The 13665-nt window shown below is 69.9% G+C and carries 14 protein-coding genes; 8 read left to right on the top strand and 6 right to left on the bottom strand.

Annotated features, from left to right (window positions below; translation table 11 throughout):
* Window positions 1-8: 8 nt before the first annotated feature.
* The 6 genes from YU1_RS0110910 to YU1_RS0110885 all read left to right on the top strand — a co-directional run bounded on the left by YU1_RS0110910 (window position 9) and on the right by YU1_RS0110885 (window position 5602).
* Window positions 9-1019: an ABC transporter substrate-binding protein gene (locus tag YU1_RS0110910; protein ID WP_051356746.1), complete on the top strand. Its 1011-nt coding sequence runs from the start codon at window positions 9-11 to the stop codon at window positions 1017-1019.
* Window positions 1016-1708: an N-acetyltransferase gene (locus YU1_RS0110905; protein ID WP_029004088.1), complete on the top strand. Its 693-nt coding sequence runs from the start codon at window positions 1016-1018 to the stop codon at window positions 1706-1708. Before YU1_RS0110910 ends, YU1_RS0110905 begins: the two co-directional genes overlap by 4 nt.
* The gene (locus tag YU1_RS29035; RefSeq protein ID WP_051356745.1) at window positions 1692-2870 is read left to right on the top strand and encodes an alanine racemase; all 1179 of its coding nucleotides are present in this window, start codon (window positions 1692-1694) and stop codon (window positions 2868-2870) included. Before YU1_RS0110905 ends, YU1_RS29035 begins: the two co-directional genes overlap by 17 nt.
* Before the next feature lie 241 nt (window positions 2871-3111).
* Complete coding sequence (locus tag YU1_RS0110895) at window positions 3112-3555, top strand: ATP-binding protein (RefSeq protein WP_029004087.1); 444 nt, start codon at window positions 3112-3114, stop codon at window positions 3553-3555.
* Window positions 3556-3579: 24 nt separating this feature from the next.
* On the top strand, window positions 3580-5244 hold the full coding sequence (locus tag YU1_RS29030; protein WP_035714969.1) for a Na/Pi symporter: 1665 nt from the start codon (window positions 3580-3582) through the stop codon (window positions 5242-5244).
* A gap of 55 nt (window positions 5245-5299) precedes the next feature.
* Window positions 5300-5602, top strand: a complete 303-nt coding sequence (locus YU1_RS0110885) for an STAS domain-containing protein (RefSeq protein ID WP_029004086.1) — start codon at window positions 5300-5302, stop codon at window positions 5600-5602.
* 94 nt (window positions 5603-5696) lie between these two features.
* Here the strand turns inward: YU1_RS0110885 and YU1_RS0110880 are convergent, their stop codons facing one another.
* From YU1_RS0110880 to YU1_RS0110855, 5 genes are all read right to left on the bottom strand, one after another.
* On the bottom strand, window positions 5697-6242 hold the full coding sequence (locus YU1_RS0110880; protein WP_156922057.1) for a TIGR00645 family protein: 546 nt from the start codon (window positions 6240-6242) through the stop codon (window positions 5697-5699).
* A 189-nt stretch (window positions 6243-6431) separates the two neighbouring features.
* Window positions 6432-7343 (bottom strand): carbohydrate ABC transporter permease, encoded by a 912-nt coding sequence (locus YU1_RS0110875; protein WP_029004084.1) that lies wholly within the window; start codon window positions 7341-7343, stop codon window positions 6432-6434.
* A 47-nt stretch (window positions 7344-7390) separates the two neighbouring features.
* Window positions 7391-8338, bottom strand: a complete 948-nt coding sequence (locus YU1_RS0110870) for a carbohydrate ABC transporter permease (RefSeq protein WP_029004083.1) — start codon at window positions 8336-8338, stop codon at window positions 7391-7393.
* Between the two features lie 197 nt (window positions 8339-8535).
* Window positions 8536-9846, bottom strand: coding sequence for an ABC transporter substrate-binding protein (locus tag YU1_RS0110860; RefSeq protein ID WP_029004082.1), 1311 nt, complete (start codon window positions 9844-9846; stop codon window positions 8536-8538).
* Window positions 9847-10028: 182 nt separating this feature from the next.
* Window positions 10029-11090, bottom strand: a complete 1062-nt coding sequence (locus tag YU1_RS0110855; protein WP_029004081.1) for an ABC transporter ATP-binding protein — start codon at window positions 11088-11090, stop codon at window positions 10029-10031.
* Window positions 11091-11420: 330 nt separating this feature from the next.
* Between YU1_RS0110855 and YU1_RS0110850 the strand changes: the two genes are divergently transcribed.
* Both YU1_RS0110850 and YU1_RS31935 read left to right on the top strand, forming a co-directional pair.
* A complete protein-coding gene (locus YU1_RS0110850) occupies window positions 11421-12401 on the top strand; it encodes a 2-hydroxyacid dehydrogenase (protein ID WP_035714966.1) in 981 nt (326 codons plus the stop codon).
* 178 nt (window positions 12402-12579) lie between these two features.
* Window positions 12580-13401, top strand: coding sequence for a protease inhibitor Inh/omp19 family protein (locus YU1_RS31935; protein ID WP_156922055.1), 822 nt, complete (start codon window positions 12580-12582; stop codon window positions 13399-13401).
* Between the two features lie 56 nt (window positions 13402-13457).
* Here YU1_RS31935 and YU1_RS0110840 read toward each other — a convergent pair.
* A partial coding sequence (locus YU1_RS0110840) for an IS5/IS1182 family transposase (RefSeq protein ID WP_029003346.1) occupies window positions 13458-13665 on the bottom strand: 208 nt, incomplete at its 5' end.

Raw genomic sequence — 13665 nt, 5'->3', positions numbered from 1 at the left:
GGAGGCCCATGCTGGATCGTCGTTCGCTTCTGTCCCTCGGCGTCGGCGCGGGCGCGTCGCTGGCGCTGCCGCGCGGCCTGTCCGCCGACACGGGCAAGACCTACAAGATCCTGATGCTCACCTTCCGCGGCGAGACCGACGTGGAGCGCGGCTTCCGCGACCTGCTGGACACCGCCGGGCTGAAGACCGAGATCATCTCGCGCGACGCGCGGCGGGACATCGCCAACCTGCCGTCGATGATCGCCGACCTCGCCACGCTGAAGCCGGACCTCATCTACACTTGGGGCACGCCGCTCACCCTCGGGGTGGCGGGACCGTTCGATTCGACCGACCCCAAGTTCATCCGCGACATCCCGGTGGTGTTCGCCCTGGTGGCCGCGCCGGTGCAGGCGCGCATCGCCCCGAGCTTCGCCGCCCCCGGCCGCAACGTGACCGGCGCGGTGCACGTGGTGCCCACCGACGTGCAGATGAAGGCGATGCAGTCCTTCATGGACTTCTCCACCGTCGGCATCCTCTATTCCACCAGCGAGCAGAATTCCGACGTCATCGTCCGCGAGGTGAAGGCCTTCTGCGACGGCATGGGCGCCAAGGTGCTGGCCCGCCCGTTCAAGAACGACGCCAGCGGCCGTCCCACCGCCGAGGGCGTGGAGGACATGGTCGCCCAGCTCCGCGCCGACAAGGCGGACTGGCTCTATCTGCTGCCCGACACCTTCCTCGGGACGATCTACGACCGGGTGACGCCGGCGGCGCTGGCCGCCGGGCTGCCCACCTTCGGCGCCGCCGAGCTGGCGATCCGCGAGGGCGGCGCGCTGGTGGGGCTGGTGAGCCGCTATTATTCCGTCGGCCAGCTCGCCGGCACCAAGGCGGTGGAGATCCTCGCCCGCGGCACCCCGGCGAGCAAGATCCCGATCGAGACGCTGAAGCGCTTCTCGCTCATCATCAACATGCGTATCGCCAAGTCGCTCGGCATCTACCCGCCCATCGCCATGCTCAATTACGCCGAGCTGGTCACGGGATGAGCATCGACGGCCCGGCCGCCGGGGACGCGCTGTCCTGGCGGGCGCTCGGCCCGCCGGACCTCGACGCGGTCTACGCGCTGCACCGGCAGGCCATCGGCGAGGCCATCCGGCCCGAGGTGGTGAAGCCGGAGACCCGGGATTTCTTCGCCGGCATCCTCGGCGGGCGCGGCCGGATGGTCGGGGTGTTCGCGGACGGGGATGGCGCGGACCGGGCGGGCGCTGAGCCCGAGCTGGTCGCCTACGGCGTGCTCCAGCGCGTGCTGCCGGCCTATGACGATCCGCGCCCCCATATCGGTGCCCCGGCCGACGCGCCGGTGGCCAAGCTCGCCGGCGCCTCGGTGGCCCCGGCCCATCGCGGGCAGAAGCTTCAGCGCGCCCTGATCGCCGCCCGCGTCCGCCTGGCGCAGCCGGGCGACATCCTGTTCGCCACCTCCGCCCCCGGAAATCCGGCGAGCTGGATCAATCTGCTGTCGGAAGGCTTCGCCATTCGCGCGCTGGTGCCTTATTACGGGGGGCATCTGCGCTATCTGATGGTTCGCGATGGAACCGACATCACGCCACGGGACACCCGGCTGATGTCGCCCGCCGATGCCGAGGGACAGGTGGCGCTGCTGAAGGCCGGCTGGCGCGGCGTGGCCGCGCGGCAGGGGGCGGAAGGGGCGGCGATTGTCTATGTGTCCGGCGGATAGAGCCAGCGGGACGAGCAGCGACCAGGCGATCCTGGAGATCGATCTCGGCGCGATCCGGCGCAATTGGCAGACGGTTCGGGATGTCTTCACCGGCCCCACGGTGGGCGCGGTGGTCAAGCAGGACGCCTATGGCTTCGGCGCGGCGCGCATCGTGCCGCTGCTCGCGTCGCTGGGCTGCCGCGACTTCTGGGTGGTGAGCTTCGAGGAAGGCGTGGCGGTGCGGGCGCTGGCGCCGCAGGCGCGGGTCTTCGTGCTGCACGGCCTTGCCGGCGCGCCGGCGGGCGAGTTCCGCGCCCACCGGCTGGTGCCGGTGCTGATCGATGCCGCCGAACTGCCCGTGGCCCGCGCCGAGGCGGCGCAGCGCGGGGCGTTCGACATCGCCATCCAGTTCGACACCGGCCTGACCCGCCTCGGCCTCTCGCTGGCCGACGTGCGGCGCCTGCGCGACACGCCGGCGGCCTTCTCCGGCCTGCGCATCGCCGCCTATGTGACCCACCTGGCGCGGTTCGCCGATCCCGTCGCGCGCCGCAACGCCCAGCAATGGCGCCGGTTCCGGGCCTGGACCGGGGCGCTGCCCGAGGCGACCCTGAGCTTCTGCGCCTCCGCCGGGGTGTTCGGCCCGGCGGCGCGGCACGCCAGCCATGCCCGCGTCGGCAGCGCCATCTACGGGGTGGAGACCACGCCCGCCCGGCCGCAGCCCATCGAGCTGGCCGCCCGCCTGTCGGCGCCCATCCTGCGCGTCATGGACGTGCCGGCGGGCGTCGAGGTGGGCTATGGCGGCACCTATCGCACCGCCCACGCCTGCCGCCTCGCCCATGTGGCCGCCGGCTATGGCGACGGCGTGCCGTTTTCCTTCCGCCACCAGGCCCATGCCGGGATCGGCGGGCATCTGGTGCCGGTGGTCGGCGGCGTCGCCATGAGCCTGATGACGGTGGACGTGAGCCATCTGCCCGAAGGCGTGGCGGTGCCCGGCGCGCGGGTGGAACTGTTCGGCCCCCGCCTGCCGGTGGACCAGCTCGCCGCCGCCGCCGGTATCGCGCCCAATGCGGTGATGGTGGCGGCCGGGCATCGCGCCAGGCGCATCTATCACGAGGCGCCGGAGCGGGCGGAGCCGGCGGGGCTGCGGGCCGGACGGGGGCAGGCGGCGGGCGGCGCGGCATGAGGCGGGCCGGGTCGTCGGGCGCGCGGGCATTTTCCGGTGCGTGGCGGCAGGCGCCGCCCCCCGGGGTGCATTGCCCGGCGCCGGGGGATCGATATAGCTTGACGTCCACGAAGGACGGGCCGGTGCGCCGGGAGGCGCGCGGTCTCGATGTGCGGGGCGGGTGTGGGGCTGGAGAGGCGCGGATGCTGACGACGTCATGGTGCGCCGGATCGCGCCGCGCGGACCCGCGTGAGGCGCGCGCATGAGCGGATTTGACAGAGCCGCCGCGAGCCTGGACGTGGCGCCCAGCATCGACGACCTGCCGCGCGTTTCGGACTGGCTCAACGAACTGGCCGAGCAGGACGGCTGGCCGGAGCGCATGCGCTTCGGGCTGGAGCTCAGCCTGGAGGAGGCGCTCGCCAACGTCATCTCCTACGGCTTCGAGGGCCTGGCGCATCCGCCGCGCATCCGGGTGGATTATTTCCGCCTGCCGGCCGACCGGGTGGCGCTGCGCATCATCGACAATGGCTTGGCTTTTGATCCGCTCTCGGTGGGGGAGCCGGAAGTTGCGGCCTCGGTGGAGGAAGCCCGTATCGGCGGACATGGCGTCCAGCTCATGCGGCACTTCCTCGCCGGCCTGGACTATGAGCGGGCGGGGGATGAAAATCGTTTCACCCTCATCGCCGACCCCCACAAGGCAGCCTGATCGCAGGCCGGAGCGACCCTCACCGTGTTGATTGCTGCGCAGCTTCTCGCCGGCCTCGGGCTGCTTTTCGTCGGGCTGAAGCTCATGGGCGCGCACCTGCAGCAGGTCATGGGCCGGCGGGTGCGCCGGCTGCTGCGCATGGCCACCGGCTCGCGCCCGGCCGGGGTGCTGTGCGGCATGGTCGCCGGGGCCATCACCCAGTCGAGCAACGCGGTGACGCTGATCTGCGCCAATCTGGTGCGCGGCGGCGTGTTCGCCACCCGGGACGCCATTCCGGTGGTGGCCGGCGCCAATGTGGGCACCTCGGCCCTCGTCTTCATCGCCAGCGTCAACCTCAAGGTGGCGGTGCTCTATCTGGTGGCGCTCGTCGGCCTGGCCTTCCACCTGCGCATGGACAAGCGCACCGGCTGGCGCGAGTGGATGGGCGTGCTGCTCGGGCTCGCTTTGCTGTTCCTCGGGCTCGACTTCATCAAGTCCGCCCCCGCCGGGCTCGACCTCTCGCAGGCGGCCCATGTGGTGGGGGAACTGCTCACCCCGACGCGCGGCTTCTTCCTGGGCTGCCTGCTGGCGCTCATCACCCAGTCCGCCTCCACGCCCACCATCCTCGCCGTGGCGGTGGTGCAGGCGCAGGTGCTGGGGCTGGGGGACGGCATGTTCCTGGTGGTCGGCGCCAATCTCGGCTCCGGCCTCGCCACGCTGATCTCGGCCGGCGACATGCGGGGGGCGGGGCGGCAATTGTGCGTCAGCGCCATCCAGGTCAAGGCGATGGGCTGCCTGATCGTCGGCGGCGCGGCCCTGGCGGTGATGGCGGCGGGCCTCAATCTCGACGTGATGCTCGGCCGCATCGGCAGCGGGCGGGACCCGGCCTTCGCGCTCTCGGTGGTGTTCTTCGCCCTCCAGGCCAGCGGGGCGCTGGTGGTGGTGACGCTGATCGGGCTGAGCGAGGCCATCGCCGTCCGCTTCAGCCCGGCCACCCGCGAGGACAAGCTCTCGCGGCCGCATTTCATCCATGACCGGGCGGTGAGCGATCCGCCCACCGCGCTCGACCTAGTGGCCCGCGAGACCGCCCGTCTGGTGGTCTGCCTGCCGACGATCCTGCCGGACCTCGACCAGCGCGCGCACGACGAGCCCAAGGCCCGGCTGGCGGCCTGGCAGGGCGCCGAGGCCATCGCCGCCGCGACCGACCGCTTCCTGACCGAGCTGATCGACCAGCGCCTGACGCGCGAGGATCTCGACCTCGCGCTGCGGGCGCAGGCCCAGGTGGACCTGCTGCGGGCGTTGCAGGAGACGCTGCACGAGTTCGGCGCGGTGGTGGACGCCTTCCATCCGCTGCCGCCGCTGGTGTTCAACCTGTCCGAATCGCTGCGCGCGGTGCTGCTGGTGCTGGCCGACGCCGTGCCGGAGGAGGCCGGCGAGGGCGACCTTGAGGTGCTCAACGCCCTGACCGGGGACCGCAGCGACCTTCTGGACCGCATCCGCCGCGACCTGGCCGCCTCCTGCGCCACGGGCGGAAGCGAGGTGCGCACGCTGATGCGGGCCACCAGCCTGTTCGAACGGGCGCTCTGGCTGGTGCGGCGGCTCTCCTTGGCGTTGCGCCCCCGGGCGAATGAGGATAATTCGCCGGAGGGGTGGTCCGTTCCGGCTGCGGCGCAGAACGGGCGGGTGGAAGCTGTCGAGGACCGTGGTTGAGGCGCAGGCGCGGCAATGCCGGCCGCCCGACCCCGGCAGGCGCGAGGACGTGTGAATGCAGATCGAGACCGAAGCGAGCGGCGAAGACACGGTGCTCAAGGTGAGCGGCCGGCTGGACACGCTCAACGCCAAGCCGTTCGAGGGCCAGCTGCTGGAGGCGGTGAAGGCCTCCAACGGCGCCATCGTGGTGGACATGGCGGGGGTGGATTACGTGTCGTCCTCCGGCCTGCGTGCGCTGCTGGTGGCGGGCAAGGCCATGAGCCCGCACAAGCGCAAGCTGCGCCTGAAGTCGCTTCAGCCCCAGATCCAGGAAGTCTTCGACATCTCCGGCTTCTCGGCACTGTTCGACATCCACTGAGCCGGCCGCCGCCGGGCGGCGGCGCGCCTCCTCTCATTCGGCCCCCCCGGCCACGCCGGCGCGGCGGGACGGGATGACGCGCGTCCCGGCGCCGTCAGTGGTTCTCGCTCGGGACCTTGCCGCCCTCGATCTTGTTGTCGTGCACCTTGCCGTCGCCGATCTTGTCGGAGAAGGCCAGCAGCAGGCTGGAGACGACGAAGACCACGTGGATGACCACCTTCCACATCAGCGCGGTCTGGTCGGCCGCCGGGTCGATGTGCATGAAGGCCTTGAGCAGCGAGATGGCGGAGATGGCGACGATCGAGGCCAACAGCTTCTGCTTGAGGCCGGTGAAGTCCACCTTGGTCATCCATTCCGGCCAGTCGGGATGGCCCGCGGGGTCGATCCGCGAGACGAAATTCTCATAGCCCGAGAAGATGACGATCAGCACCAGATTGCCGGTCAGCGTCAGGTCCACCAGGGTCAGGATGCCGAGGATGACGTCGCTCTCGGTGGCGACCAGCGCCTGCAGCATGAAGTGCAGCAGTTCGCGGACGAACTGGATCAGCAGCACCACCAGCGAGACGACGAGGCCCACATAGAAGGGCGCCATCAGCCAGCGGCTGCGAAACAGCATGTTCTCGAGCGCCCGCTCCAGCATTCCTCGTCCCCCCGCGCTGATCTTCCCCGGCCGCGCGCCGTCCGGGCGGCGGCCCATGTCCCGACGACGGAGAAGACCGATCCGGCGTTTCAGCGGGGTTAACGTACCGGAATCGGCTGCCAACGGAAACGGGCGGCCTCGCGACCGCCCGCCGGGATCTTCCGCAGGATGGGGGCCGCGGCGCGGCGGCTATTCCTTCACCGCGCCGGTCATCGAGGACACGTAATAGTCCACGAAGAAGGAATAGAGGATCACCACCGGCAGCGAGCCGATCAGCGCCCCGGCCATCAGCGATCCCCATTCATAGACGTCCGAGCGCACCAGCTCGGTGAGCACGCCCACCGGCACGGTCTTGTTCTCCGACGACTGGATGAAGGTCAAAGCGTAGATGAACTCGTTCCAGGACAGGGTGAAGGAGAAGATGCCGGCCGAGATCAGCCCCGGCACCGAGAGCGGCAGCAGGATCTTGGTGAGGATCTGCCAGCGCGAGGCGCCGTCCACCAGAGCGCATTCCTCCAGCTCGTAGGGGATGGAGCGGAAATAGCCCATCAGCAGCCAGGTGGAGAACGGCACCAGGAAGGTGGGATAGGTGAGGATCAGCGCCAGCTTGGTGTCGTAGATGCCGATCTTGAACACCATCAGCGCCAGCGGGATGAACAGGATGGACGGCGGCACCAGATAGGCCAGGAAGATGCCGAGCCCGACCCAGCGCGAGCCGTGGAAGCGCAGCCGCTCGATGGCATAGGCGGCGAACACCGAGGTCACCAGCGAGATGAAGGTGGCGCAGAACGACACGTAGAGCGTGTTCCACAGCCAGTGCGGATAGGTGGTCTCGAACAGCAGATACTTGATGTGGTCGAGCGTCGGCCCCACCACCCACAGCGGCGAATAATGGGCGTAGTCGGTGAGCTGGTGGTTCGGCTTTATGGCGGTGATGGCCATCCAGTAGAACGGGAACAGCAGCACGAAGACGAACACCAGCAGCGGCAGGATGACGGTCAGGAACCGCCGCGGCGCGTTGTCGAGATAGCTCATGCCGGTGGAATTGTCGGTCAGCCCCACCGTCGAGACGCCGGATTTGGCTTGGCTGTGGTCGGTCATGACGAGATCCGCGCGGGAGGAAGGGGGAGCAGAGGGCACGGAGGTCATCAGTCGCCCCCGCCCTGCTGCCACTTCCGGCGCTGCAGGCCGAAGTAGGAGAACAGGATCGCCGACAGCAGGAAGGGGATCATCGCCACCGCGATGGCCGCGCCCTCGCCCAGCTGGCCGCCGGGAATGGCGCGCTGGAAGGAGAGGGTGGCCATGAGGTGGGTGGCGTTGAGCGGCCCGCCGCGCGTCAGCACGTAGATCAGCTGGAAGTCGGTGAAGGTGAACAGCACCGAGAAGGTCATCACCACCGCGATGATCGGCGAGAGCATGGGCAGGGTGATGTAGCGGAAGCGCTGCCAGCCGGTGGCGCCGTCCAGCGTCGCCGCCTCGTGCAGCGATTGCGGGATGGTCTGGAGGCCCGCCAGCAGCGAGATGGCCACGAACGGGATGCCGCGCCACACGTTGGCGGCGATCACCGAGGCGCGCGCGTTGGTGGTGTCGCCGAGGAAGTTGATGTTGTGGTCGATCAGCCCGAGCTTGATCAGCGCCCAGGAGATCACCGAGAACTGCGCGTCGAAGATCCACCAGAAGGCGATGGCCGAGAGCACGGTCGGCACCACCCACGGCAGCAGCACGATGGCGCGGAAGAACGACTTGAACGGCAGGTTCTGGTTCAGCAGCAGGGCCAGCCACAGGCCGAGCGCGAACTTCAGGATCGAGGCGCCGATGGTGTAGAGCAGGGTGTTGAACACCGCCAGCCAGAACACGCTGTCGCCCATCAGCGATTCGTAATTTTCCAGCCCGATGAACACGCCCTCGCGGCCGATGCGGGTGTCGGTGAAGCCGAGCCACACGCCGAGGCCGAGCGGATAGGTGAGGAAGAACAGCAGGAACACCGCGGCCGGCAGCAGGAACAGCAGCCCCAGGAGGTGGCGCCCTTGCCCGACCCTGGAAAGCCAGGCGCGGAACGGGGAGGGTGACGCTCGGTGCGCCGCGATATCAGCCATGAACCAGAATCTCCGAAAGCCGCCTCAGGCGGGGTCCGCGTCGGGAAGACAAAGGCGGCCGCGCCGCCCGTCGCCGGATGGGAGCGGCGGCCCTTGGGCCTGCCGCCTCGGCTGTGCCGCCGGGGCGGGCGGACCGGCCGGAACCGGCCGCCCGCCCCGGTGGGCACCGCCCCGGCCGGGCCGGGGCGGTGCCGCGCTCAGCGATAGATGCGCGCGGCGCGCTGCTCGGCGCGGCGGGCCGCTTCCTCGGGGGTGCGCTGGCCGGTGGCGGCTTCCGCCACCATGTCCACCACGATCCAGTCGGCCATGGCGGCGGCCGACTGCGGCCCGAGCGGACCGGCATAGCCGTTGGGCCGCAGGGTCTCGGAGGCCTTGGCATAGGGGGCGTGGATCGGGTTGGAGGTCCACACCGGATTGCTGGCGAACGCCTTGAGCGTCTGGCAGCAATAGGCGTTGGAGCCCTGGATCCAGGCGTTCATCTGCGGCGCGTCGAACATGAACGACAGATAGGCCTGCGCCGCCTTCGGATACTTGGTGTACTTGAAGATGCAGGCGGAGGTGGTCTGGTGGAGCTCCACCGACTTGCCCACCGGCCCGATGGGCAGGTTCACCGAGCGCATGTCGGCGGCCATGTCCGCGAGCTTGGGGTCGTTCTTGGCGGCGTAATAGAGCGACACGCCGTTGGCGGTCACCGAGATCTCGCCGGCGAGGAACGCGCGGTTGTTGTTCACGTCCAGCCAGCTCTCGGTGCCGGGAATGAAGGTGAGATAGAGCTCGCGGGCATATTTCAGCGCGGCGATGGTCTCCGGGCTGTTGATGGTGACCTTGCCCTTGTCGTTCACCATCTCGCCGCCGTGGCTCCACAGGATCCAGTGGCAGTAGTTGTTGCCGTCGCCCACGCCGTGGCCGAGCGTGAAGCCCATGGGATGGTTCTTGGCCTTGAGCGCCTTGCCCAGCTCCAGGAAGGACTTGGTGTCCTTCGGGAACTCGGAGAAGCCCGCTTCCTTCACCCAGCTGTCGCGATAGATCACGGCATTGCCGATGGTGGCGAGCGGCAGGGAGACGTAGCGGCCGCGGTTCAGCGCATAGGCCTCGGGTGCGGGGTACCAGCCGCCATAGGTGGCGCCGAGCCCCTTGGCGAGGTCGGTCACGTCGAGCAGCTTGTCGGGATACTGCTGCGCGTCGTCGAACCACACCCAGACGAGGTCCGGGCCGGAGCCCACGTTGGCGGCCACCGCCGCCTTCGGACGGATGTCCTCCCAGCTCTCCTTGTCGATGCGCACCTCGATGCCGGTGGCCTCGGTGAACTTCTTGGTATTGGCGATCCAGGCGTCCTCCTCGCTCTTCACGAACGGGGACCAGCGCAGCAGGCGCAGGCTCGCGCCCGGCTCCGGATCGAATTTTGGCAGCGCTTGCGCAAGGCTCGGCGTGCTGCCCATCATGGGCAGGGTGGCGGCGCCCGCTAAACCGGCGCCGCCCAGCAGCACGTCGCGTCTGGAAATGGTCATCTTGGCGTTCCTCCGTTGGCATCCCCGGGACGGCCCACCGCCCGGGGTTAGGCGTCTGCCTTCGCCGCGTCGGCGGACCCGACAGGGTCTTGGCCGCGAGGTCTTCTAGGCAGGGTCATCGGTATGGCTGGCGCGGGCACCGGCGCCGTCGCGGCGCTCTTGTGGTGACGCCCGCGGCGGGGTCAGAGCCGGCGGCCGGTGGCGCCGTCGAACAAATGCGTCACGCCAGCCTGGGGGGCGATGTGGATGGTCTCGCCGGGCTTCAGCGACAGGCGCTCGCGGAACAGGCAGGCGATCTCCTGCTCGCCGAGCCGCGCGATGACCAGGATCTCCGAGCCGGTGGGTTCCACCACCACGATCTCCACCGGCACGCCGTCCGGGCTGATGCGGATGTGCTCCGGGCGCAGGCCGTAGACCGCGTCCTTGCCCGCCGCGCCCTCGGGCAGGCGCTCCAGCGGCAGCCGGGCGCCGCTGGGGGTGACGAAGGCGGCGGCGCCGGTGGCGTCCACCTTGCCCTTGATGAAGTTCATCGACGGCGAGCCGATGAATCCGGCGACGAACTGGTTGGCCGGCGCGTCATAGAGGTCGAGCGGGGCGCCGATCTGCTCCACCACGCCGTCGTGCATCACCACGATCTTGTCGGCCATGGTCATGGCCTCGATCTGGTCGTGCGTCACGTAGACGGTGGTGGTCTTCAGCCGCTGGTGCAGCTCCTTGATCTCGGTGCGCATCTGCACGCGCAGCTTGGCGTCGAGATTGGACAGCGGCTCGTCGAACAGGAACACCTGCGGGTCGCGCACGATGGCGCGGCCCATGGCGACCCGCTGGCGCTGGCCGCCGGAGAGCTGGCGCGGGAAGCGGTCGAGCAGGTGGGAGAGGCCGAGGATGCCGGCGGCACGGTTCACCCGGCCGTCGATCTCCGCCTTCGGCGCGTTCCGCAGCTTCAGCGAGAAGCCCATGTTGGCGCCCACCGTCATGTGCGGGTAGAGCGCGTAGTTCTGGAACACCATGGCGATGTCGCGCTCCTTCGGCGGGACATCGTTGACCACGCGGCTGCCGATCCGGATCTCGCCGCCGGAGATGTTCTCAAGGCCGGCGATCATGCGCAGCAGGGTTGATTTTCCGCAGCCGGACGGCCCGACCAGGACCACGAATTCTCCGTCGCGAATGTCGATGTCGACGCCATGAATGACTGGCGTCGCGCCATAGGCCTTCGTCACCGCGCGGATATCAACCGTCGCCATCGTGTCCTGCTCCTTGCTACCTCTTGCGAGGCGTCTACCCCTTGCGGGGCATCTACCTCTTGCGAGGTCGGCCCGTTACGGGCTGCGTCGTCCTGCCCAGATCAGGTCCGTTCGACGGCGTGCCGTCCTCGGATCCCATATTGCCGCCGCATGGCGGTTGCGCGCCCTTTGGCGAGGGCGCGGCTCGATCATGGGGCGGTAACGGCCAGCGATCAAGCGGAGATTAAAACGATTGAACCAAAGCATGATGACGCTTATCCAGAGCCGGTCCACGGGCCCTGCGCGCCCCTGGCGCTGAGATCCCCCCGTCTTCCAGCGAGTTACGCCGCCATGTCTTCTTCCCTCCCCGCGTCCGCCGCCCGCCCCAAGCTGCTGCTCACCGGAGCGATCATGGAGGGCGTGGTCGAGCGCCAGCTGGCGGAGCGCTTCACCGTGCTGGGACCGGACGGTCTCGATGCGGTGATCGCCGCCGAGGCGGGCGAGATCCGCGGCCTTGCCACCAAGGGCAAGCTCAAGGTGGACGGTGCGCTGATGGACCGCCTGCCCAAGCTTGAGATCATCTCCAATTTCGGCGTCGGCTACGACACGGTGGACGCCGCCGCCGCCGCCCAGCGCGGCATCATCGTCACCAACACGCCGGACGTGCTGAACGAGGAGGTGGCGGACCTGGCCCTCGGCCTGCTGCTGGCCACCGTGCGCGAGATCCCGCAGGCCGACCGCTTCGTGCGCGCGGGCGGCTGGATCAAGGGCCCGTTCCCGCTCGGCGCCACGCTGCGCGACCGCAAGGTGGGCATCGTCGGCATGGGCCGCATCGGCAAGGCCATCGCCAAGCGCATCGAGGCCTTCGGCCTGCCCATCGCCTACCACACCCGCCGCCCGCAGCCGGACGTCGCCTTCACCCACTATCCCGACCTGATCGCCCTGGCGCGGGACGTGGACACGCTGGTCCTCATCCTTCCCGGTGGCGCGGCGACCCGCAACCTTGTCAATGCCGAGGTGCTGGAAGCGCTCGGCCCGCGCGGCATCCTGATCAACGTGGCGCGCGGCACCGTGGTGGACGAGCCGGCGCTGCTGAAGGCGCTTCAGGACCGGACAATCCTCGCCGCCGGCCTCGACGTGTTCGTCGACGAGCCGCGCGTGCCGGAGGCCTTCTTCGCGCTCGACAACGTGGTGCTGCTGCCGCACGTGGGCTCGGCCACCCACCACACCCGCAACGCCATGGGCCAACTGGTGGTGGACAATCTGGTGTCCTGGTTCGCCGGCAAGGGGCCGGTGACGCCGGTGGGCGAGACCCCCTGGCCGAAGGGCTGAGCGGGCGGCCCCGCGGATTGACCGGGTCGGTTGACTTTCCGGCCGAACGGCGCCTGCCTTGTCGGGCGCCGTCGAGCGGCGCGCCACTGCGGGCGGTCTGCCGATGCGGTTCCTGTTTTCCCGGTTCCCGGCCGGACGTGTCCCGGTCCCGCCCGGCGTGATCCGGCCGGAGCGCCGGGTGGCGACCGCGCCGCCGCGCGGCCCCGGCCGGGCCTGGATGGCGGCCGGTCTGGCGTTGGCCCTGGTGCTGGCCTTCGGCACCGCGCCGCGGGCGCAGGGCACCGGCGGCAACAAGCCGCCGGCCGCGCTTCCGGGCAAGCCGGCCGCCAAGCCCGCCGCCCCCTCCGCAACTCCCGCGCCCAAGGGGCCGGACCCGGCGCTGCGCGCCGAGGCGGAGAAGCGCGCCGGCACCCTGACGCTGGCCAGCGCCGACGGCGAGCGCACCTGTTCCCTGCAATTGAAGACGGTTCCCGCGCCGCCCGGCTTCGCTTTGGCCTTCGCCGCCGGCGGCTGTCCGGCGATCGCCTTCGCCGCCCAGGTGGCGGCCTGGATGCCCGATCCCTCCGGCGCGATCCGCCTGCTGTCGGCGCAGGGCCGCACCGTGGCCGAATTCACCGAGGGCGCGGGCGGGGCCTATGAGGCCCTGCGCGAGGGCGACGGCGTCTATTTCCTCGCGCCGCCCTCCGCGCTCCAGGACGACATGGTGCGGCCGGAAGAGATGCTGGGCGAATGGGACCTCGCCCGCGCCGCCGGCAGCCCGCTCTGCCGCTGGACCTTCTCCGAGACGCCGGCGCCGGCCGGGGGCTTCGCCATCGCCGTGGGGCCGGGATGCGACGCCGGCCTTGCCGCATTTCAGCCGGTGGCGTGGCGGCTGGAGGGCGGAAACGTGCTGGTGTCCTCCGGCGGGGGAGGCGGCACGCTGCGATTCGCCCGGCAGGAGGATGGCGGCTGGGCGAAGGTACCCGAGCGCGGCCGTCCATTGCTCATGTCGCGGCCCTGATACGGTTAACGTGGCTCCGGGGTTCCGCGCGCCCTACCTCTAGGTGGTGTGGACAGTTACCTGATCCACAGGACGATGGCAGCGATTGTGACGATGGCGAGGTAGTTTCGCGCGGTCTTCTCGAAGCGGGTCGCGACACGCCTGAACTGCTTGAGCTTGGAGAAGCAGCATTCGATCAGGTGGCGCTGAGCGTAGAGGTGCCTGTCGAGGCTATGCTTCCTGGCGCGGGATGGATTGGACGGGATGACCGCCTGCGCGTTCCTT

Source organism: Azorhizobium doebereinerae UFLA1-100, assembly GCF_000473085.1.
Taxonomy (GTDB): Bacteria; Pseudomonadota; Alphaproteobacteria; order Rhizobiales; family Xanthobacteraceae; genus Azorhizobium; species Azorhizobium doebereinerae.
The sequence above is the reverse complement of the archived record's forward strand: the minus strand, read 5'-3'. Positions and strand labels throughout refer to the sequence as shown.

What these genes read in the sequence shown, in the direction of transcription:
- YU1_RS0110910 (WP_051356746.1), top strand. Translation starts at nt 9, where the DNA reads ATGCTGGATCGTCGTTCGCTTCTGTCCCTCGGCGTCGGCGCGGGCGCG.
- YU1_RS0110905 (WP_029004088.1), top strand. Translation starts at nt 1,016, where the DNA reads ATGAGCATCGACGGCCCGGCCGCCGGGGACGCGCTGTCCTGGCGGGCG.
- YU1_RS29035 (WP_051356745.1), top strand. Translation starts at nt 1,692, where the DNA reads ATGTGTCCGGCGGATAGAGCCAGCGGGACGAGCAGCGACCAGGCGATC.
- YU1_RS0110895 (WP_029004087.1), top strand. Translation starts at nt 3,112, where the DNA reads ATGAGCGGATTTGACAGAGCCGCCGCGAGCCTGGACGTGGCGCCCAGC.
- YU1_RS0110885 (WP_029004086.1), top strand. Translation starts at nt 5,300, where the DNA reads ATGCAGATCGAGACCGAAGCGAGCGGCGAAGACACGGTGCTCAAGGTG.
- YU1_RS0110880 (WP_156922057.1), bottom strand. Translation starts at nt 6,242, where the DNA reads ATGCTGGAGCGGGCGCTCGAGAACATGCTGTTTCGCAGCCGCTGGCTG.
- YU1_RS0110875 (WP_029004084.1), bottom strand. Translation starts at nt 7,343, where the DNA reads ATGACCGACCACAGCCAAGCCAAATCCGGCGTCTCGACGGTGGGGCTG.
- YU1_RS0110870 (WP_029004083.1), bottom strand. Translation starts at nt 8,338, where the DNA reads ATGGCTGATATCGCGGCGCACCGAGCGTCACCCTCCCCGTTCCGCGCC.
- YU1_RS0110860 (WP_029004082.1), bottom strand. Translation starts at nt 9,846, where the DNA reads ATGACCATTTCCAGACGCGACGTGCTGCTGGGCGGCGCCGGTTTAGCG.
- YU1_RS0110855 (WP_029004081.1), bottom strand. Translation starts at nt 11,090, where the DNA reads ATGGCGACGGTTGATATCCGCGCGGTGACGAAGGCCTATGGCGCGACG.
- YU1_RS0110850 (WP_035714966.1), top strand. Translation starts at nt 11,421, where the DNA reads ATGTCTTCTTCCCTCCCCGCGTCCGCCGCCCGCCCCAAGCTGCTGCTC.